The organism is Vibrio sp. IB15 (assembly GCF_016406055.1).
Classification (GTDB): domain Bacteria; phylum Pseudomonadota; class Gammaproteobacteria; order Enterobacterales; family Vibrionaceae; genus Vibrio; species Vibrio chagasii.
On record NZ_JAEFCE010000026.1, the window covers coordinates 57555 to 63920 of the forward strand.

The window sequence follows — 6366 nt, forward strand, 5'->3', positions numbered from 1 at the left end:
ATGAGTGCTATGGGCGTTCAAATACCGTTGCAATACCTTGGCCTAAACCAATACACATGGTTGCTAATCCGTATTTCACGTCTTGCGCTTCCATTAGGTTGATTAGCGTTGTAGAGATGCGAGAGCCTGAACAGCCTAGAGGGTGACCTAGGGCAATGGCACCGCCATTTAGGTTCACTTTTTCGTCAACCACATCCAGTAGACCTAGGTCTTTAGCACAAGGTAGAGATTGCGCCGCGAACGCTTCATTCAGCTCAATCACACCCATGTCTTCAATTGTTAAACCTGCACGCTTCAGCGCTTTTTGAGTTGCAGGTACTGGGCCGTAACCCATGATTGAAGGATCGCAGCCTGCGATAGCCATAGACTTAACGCGAGCACGAATCTTAAGACCCAGTGCATTAGCTTTTTCTTCACTCATGATAAGCATTGCCGATGCACCATCAGATAGAGCTGATGAAGTACCTGCAGTTACTGTACCGTTCGCTGGGTCGAACACTGGGCGCAGTTGAGATAGACCTTCAACCGTCGTTTCTGGACGAATAACTTCATCGTGATCCAGTGTAAACAGCGAACCGTCAGCAGCGTGACCTTCTGTTGGTAGAATTTCGTTTTTGAAACGACCTTCAACCGTTGCCGCATGTGCACGGGCGTGTGAACGTGCAGCGAATGCATCTTGGTCTTCACGGCTAATACCGTGCAGTTTGCCAAGCATTTCAGCGGTTAGGCCCATCATGCCTGCAGCTTTTGCTACGTTCTTTGACATGCCAGGGTGGAAATCAACACCGTGTGTCATTGGTACGTGACCCATGTGTTCCACACCACCGATTAGGCAAATTTCCGCATCACCAACCATGATTGAGCGAGTCGCATCATGCAGAGCTTGCATAGATGAACCACACAAACGGTTAACCGTGACAGCACCAATCTCAATTGGCAAACCAGCCAGTAGAGCTGCGTTACGTGCAACGTTGAAGCCTTGCTCTAGTGTTTGCTGTACACAGCCCCAGTAGATATCTTCGATCTCTGAAGGGTTAACTTCTGGATTACGCTCTAAAATACCCTTCATTAAATGTGCAGACAGATCTTCAGCGCGAGTGTGACGGTAAGCTCCACCTTTGGAACGTCCCATTGGGGTGCGAAGGCAATCAACAACAACTACATTATTCATTTTGCTATTCCTTTTCCAAATGTGGGTTACAGAGAACTTGCTTGTTGAGCGTCGTAAAAGCTTTCGCCTTTCTCTGCCATATCAAGTAATAGTTGAGGAACTTGGTACATTGCACCTAAGTCTTGGTAGCTCTTCGCCATTTCTACGAAGTTACCAATACCCACACTGTCTAAGTAACGGAATACGCCGCCTCGGAATGGAGGGAAGCCTAAACCGTAAACCAGTGCCATATCCGCTTCTTGCGGTGTTGCGATGATGCCTTCTTCTAAACAAAGCACGACTTCGTTGATCATTGGAATCATCACACGTTGGATAATTGTTTGGTCATCAAAATCTTGTGGTGCTTGGCATACGTCAGCCAAGATAGGAAGAATGTCTTCAGAGAATGTCTTCTTCGGGCGACCACGCTTGTCTACGCTGTATGTGTAGAAACCGCTACCGTTTTTCTGACCGTATTTTTCAGCAACGTAAAGTGCATCAATCGCATCACGACCTTCTTTGCCCATACGCTCTGGGAAACCTTGCGCCATCACAGCTTGTGCGTGGTGTGCAGTGTCTAGACCTACAACGTCTAGTAAGTAAGCTGGACCCATTGGCCAACCGAACTTGCGCTCCATGACTTTATCGATCTTAGTGAAATCAGCACCGTCACGTAGCAACATGCTGAAACCGCCAAAGTAAGGGAAAAGTACACGGTTAACGAAGAAGCCTGGGCAATCATTTACAACGATAGGGGATTTGCCCATCTTCGCTGCGTAAGCCACAACGCGATTAATCGTCTCTTCTGAAGTGTGCTCGCCACGGATGATCTCAACCAAAGGCATGCGGTGCACTGGGTTAAAGAAGTGCATACCACAGAAGTTTTCTGGGCGTTTCAGAGATTTCGCTAGCAGGTTGATAGGAATCGTAGAAGTATTTGAGGTCAGTACAGTGTCTTCACCGACTAGGCCTTCCACTTCGCTCAGTACCGCTGCTTTTACTTTTGGATTCTCCACCACGGCTTCTACGACAACGTCTGATTGCTCAACACCAGCGTAATGTAAGCTTGGAGTAATCGAAGACAGGATGCCTGCCATCTTGAAGCCATCTAGGCGACCGCGAGATAGGCGCTTATTCAATAGCTTAGACGCTTCGTTCATACCAAGGTCAAGCGATGCTTGTGCGATGTCTTTCATCATCACTGGCACGCCTTTCAGCGCAGATTGGTAAGCAATGCCGCCACCCATGATGCCTGCACCTAGTACAGCAGCACGTTGAGTGTCTTTGGTTGCTGACTTACCTGCTTTTTTAGCAAGACCTTTGATGTATTGGTCATTTAGGAACAGACCAACCAGCGCTTTGGCTTCTTCAGATTTCGCTAGCTTGATGAAGTGTTTACGTTCGATATCGAGTGCAGCATCACGATCGCTTCGTGCCGCTTCTTCAATAGCAATGACTGAAGTAATCGGAGCTGGGTAGTGAGGGCCAGCTTTTTGAGCAACGAGGCCTTTCGCCATGGTAAAGCTCATCATCGCTTCGAGTTTGCTTAGCGATAATGCTGATGTTTTCTGTTTGCGGCGTAATTGCCAGTCTAGTTTTTCATTAGCAGCCAGAGAAACGGTATTGATTGCCGACTCTAGCAGTTGGTCTGTTTCTACAATCGCGTCTAACAAGCCAATTTTTAGTGCTTCATCAGCTCGGCATGCTTTGCCTTGAGTGATGATTTCCATTGCACTGTCAGCACCAATAACGCGAGGCAGGCGCACACAACCACCAAAGCCAGGCATGATGCCAAGTTTGGTTTCAGGTAAGCCAATGCTGGTGGTCTTGTCACCGATACGGAAGTCAGTTGCCAATACACATTCACAACCGCCGCCTAGGGCATGGCCGCGCATCATTGAAAGAGTTGGAACAGGAAGGTCTTCTAGCTTGCTGAAGATGGAGTTTGCAAATCTTAACCATTCATCAAGTTCTGATTCTGGCTTAGCAAATAGACCAAGAAATTCAGTGATGTCTGCGCCTACAATGAACGCGTCTTTGTTTGAAGTTAAGATTAAACCACGTAGTCCTGCGTGAGCTTTAAGAGCGTCTAACGCTTTGTCTAGTGATTCTAAAGTAGCAAGGTCGAGTTTGTTTACAGAGGCTGGAGCACAGAAGCTTAATTCTGCAATGCCATCTTGTAATTCCTTTACCTGTAGGGTGTTAGCTTGGTAAATCATTGTCTATCTCCATGACATACAATCCACGATTGTTTGAGAGAATCTTGTTGTCTTTCTATTATTGTAGAATACCTGGTAAGACCAGTTACCTTAGTCTGTACCTCTGTAAGATGAATTTCAATACATTTTTTAAACAATTGTTTAACATTGTGCGATAGCACAGATCCTCTAACCCTTATTATTCACGCGTGATACACTTCGCCGCTCTTATTAATTAAGTTAACGATATGAATGAACAGCCTTATTTAATACCGTCAGCTCCGGCTCGGTTTGAAGAAGAGATCAAGAAGAGCATCTTTATTACTCACCTTGCGCATACTCCAAGTGTAGAAGCCGCGAAGCAGTTCGTAGAGCAGGTAAAAAAAGAGCACGCTTCAGCGAGGCATAATTGTTGGGGCTTTGTTGCTGGTCGACCTGAAGACTCAATGCTTTGGGGCTTTAGTGATGATGGAGAACCCTCCGGTACCGCGGGTAAGCCTATCTTGGCGCAATTGTCTGGATCTGGTGTGGGTGAATTAACGGCTGTCGTCACGCGTTACTCTGGCGGAATTAAGCTTGGAACCGGTGGTTTGGTTAAAGCTTATGGTGGCGGAGTGCAACAAGCTCTCAAGCTGCTTCAAACTATCGAGAAAAAAATAACCACAAAATTACGGCTAGAGTTAGACTATGGCTTTGTGCCAATCGCACAATCCATCATGGCTCAGCATCAGGTTGTTGAGATCCAAGCGGATTATGGTGTGCAAGTTGAGCTTATTATTGAGATAGAGCTCCTTCAGGTAGATGCGTTTACCCAAACCATGATCAATAAAAGCGGTGCCAAGGCACTGGTAACGAAAGTAAAAGACAACTAGGAAGTGTGAAGCATTTCGCTTCGTTCAATAGCTCATGCAATTTCGCTCAATTATTCGAATCGTCGGATTATTATTAGCACTTTTTAGTGTATCAATGCTCGCACCTGCGTTAGTCGCTCTGATCTATCGAGATGGTGCGGGTGTGCCATTTGTAACGACTTTCTTTGTTCTGTTATTTTGTGGTGCGACGTGTTGGTTTCCAAACCGACGTTATAAGCATGAGTTAAAAGCGCGCGATGGCTTTTTGATTGTGGTTCTGTTTTGGACTGTAATCGGTAGTGCGGGTGCGTTGCCGTTTTTGATCGCTGATAACCCCAATGTTTCGGTAACCGATGCCTTCTTCGAATCCTTTTCTGCACTGACCACTACCGGTGCGACGGTGATTGTCGGCCTTGATGATTTACCTAAGGCGATCTTGTTTTATCGCCAGTTCCTGCAATGGTTCGGTGGTATGGGTATCATCGTATTGGCGGTAGCCATTCTTCCTGTTCTGGGTATCGGTGGTATGCAGCTGTACCGAGCTGAGATTCCAGGCCCGGTAAAAGACAGCAAAATGACTCCGCGTATCGCTGAAACGGCAAAAGCGCTGTGGTACATCTATCTCAGCCTAACCATTGCTTGTGCGGTGGCGTTTTGGCTAGCCGGTATGAGCTTCTTTGATGCAATCAGTCATAGCTTCTCTACTATTGCTATTGGTGGCTTCTCCACTCACGATGCAAGCATGGGCTATTTCAACAGCCCGGCTATTAACATGATTACCGTGGTGTTCCTGCTTATATCTGCGTGTAATTACTCTCTTCACTTTGCTGCATTTGCTTCAGGTGGTGTGCATCCTAAGTACTATTGGAAAGATCCTGAGTTCCGTGCCTTTATCTTTATTCAGGCAGTACTGTTCTTGGTTTGTTTCTTATTACTGCTCAATCATCACTCTTATGACTCGTACTACGATGCTTTCGATCAAGCCTTGTTCCAAACCGTGTCTATCTCTACGACCGCTGGTTTTACAACGACTGGTTTCTCAGAGTGGCCATTGTTCTTACCCGTACTGCTTTTGTTCTCTTCTTTTATAGGGGGATGTGCAGGTTCTACGGGTGGTGGTATGAAAGTGATTCGAATCTTACTACTTACTCTGCAAGGTGCTCGTGAAATGAAGCGTCTTGTTCACCCTCGGGCTGTCTATACCATCAAGGTTGGCGGTTCTGCACTACCACAACGTGTCGTAGATGCGGTCTGGGGCTTCTTCTCTGCATACGCATTAGTGTTTGTGGTTTGTATGCTGGCTCTTATTGCAACTGGTATGGACGAGTTGAGTGCTTTCTCTGCGGTAGCGGCGACATTAAATAACCTTGGCCCGGGCCTTGGTGAAGTCGCGGTGCACTTTGGCGATGTGAACGACAAAGCAAAATGGGTACTTATCGTATCTATGCTGTTTGGCCGATTAGAAATCTTCACCTTATTAATCTTATTGACCCCTACGTTTTGGCGTAGCTAAGGACAACATTGTGGCAAAAGCTCTATTTTTGTATTCAAGCCGTGAAGGGCAGACCAAGAAAATCTTGAACTATATAAAAGAAGAAATGAGTGAGTTCGAATGTGAGCTTCAAGATCTGCACACTATTGGCAAGGTGGACTTTGCTCAGTACGACAGAGTGTTGATTGGCGCATCGATTCGTTATGGCCACCTTAATAAGAAGCTATATCAATTTATTGATGCCAACCTTACTCAGTTGCAATCAAGCAAGGTTGCGTTCTTCTGCGTGAACTTAACGGCGCGTAAAGAAGACCAAGGCAAAGATACACCAGAAGGCAGTGCGTATATTAAGAAGTTCCTTATCAAGTCTCCATGGCAGCCGACTTTAATCGGTGTATTTGCAGGTGCCCTCTATTACCCACGTTATAACTGGTTCGATAGAACCATGATCCGCTTTATTATGAATATGACAGGTGGTGAAACGGATACAACGAAGGAAGTTGAGTACACAAACTGGGAAAAAGTCTCTTTGTTCACTGAAAAACTGAAGAATATGTAAGATAAAAGCCTACTTTTGAGGCGTTTTGAGTTCTTTTTAATCGAACGAATAAAAAAACGAAAAAAACTTAAAAAAGGGCTTGCCAGTGTGATCGAAATCTCTATAATGCCACCTCG

General features: G+C 45.9%; 5 protein-coding genes. 3 read left to right on the forward strand and 2 right to left on the reverse strand.

Annotated elements, in window-relative coordinates:
• Positions 1 to 7: 7 nt before the first annotated feature.
• Together fadA and fadB are read right to left on the reverse strand one after the other, a co-directional pair.
• Complete coding sequence (fadA, locus tag JC606_RS11795) at positions 8 to 1171, reverse strand: acetyl-CoA C-acyltransferase FadA (RefSeq protein WP_102425459.1); 1164 nt, start codon at positions 1169 to 1171, stop codon at positions 8 to 10.
• A gap of 26 nt (positions 1172 to 1197) precedes the next feature.
• Positions 1198 to 3369 (reverse strand): fatty acid oxidation complex subunit alpha FadB, encoded by a 2172-nt coding sequence (fadB, locus tag JC606_RS11800; RefSeq protein ID WP_198778641.1) that lies wholly within the window; start codon positions 3367 to 3369, stop codon positions 1198 to 1200.
• A gap of 227 nt (positions 3370 to 3596) precedes the next feature.
• Between fadB and JC606_RS11805 the strand changes: the two genes are divergently transcribed.
• Genes JC606_RS11805 through hemG form a run of 3 tightly spaced genes read left to right on the forward strand, consistent with a single transcriptional unit; the run spans position 3597 to position 6250 of the window.
• Positions 3597 to 4220: a YigZ family protein gene (locus JC606_RS11805; protein WP_137407582.1), complete on the forward strand. Its 624-nt coding sequence runs from the start codon at positions 3597 to 3599 to the stop codon at positions 4218 to 4220.
• Positions 4221 to 4254: 34 nt separating this feature from the next.
• Positions 4255 to 5712, forward strand: coding sequence for a TrkH family potassium uptake protein (locus tag JC606_RS11810; RefSeq protein ID WP_008223210.1), 1458 nt, complete (start codon positions 4255 to 4257; stop codon positions 5710 to 5712).
• 10 nt (positions 5713 to 5722) lie between these two features.
• Positions 5723 to 6250, forward strand: coding sequence for a menaquinone-dependent protoporphyrinogen IX dehydrogenase (hemG, locus tag JC606_RS11815; protein ID WP_061033935.1), 528 nt, complete (start codon positions 5723 to 5725; stop codon positions 6248 to 6250).
• The last annotated feature ends 116 nt before the right edge of the window (positions 6251 to 6366 follow it).

Coding starts and splice junctions, on each gene's coding strand:
- fadA (WP_102425459.1), bottom strand. CDS start 1,171: ATGAATAATGTAGTTGTTGTTGATTGCCTTCGCACCCCAATGGGACGT.
- fadB (WP_198778641.1), bottom strand. CDS start 3,369: ATGATTTACCAAGCTAACACCCTACAGGTAAAGGAATTACAAGATGGC.
- JC606_RS11805 (WP_137407582.1), top strand. CDS start 3,597: ATGAATGAACAGCCTTATTTAATACCGTCAGCTCCGGCTCGGTTTGAA.
- JC606_RS11810 (WP_008223210.1), top strand. CDS start 4,255: ATGCAATTTCGCTCAATTATTCGAATCGTCGGATTATTATTAGCACTT.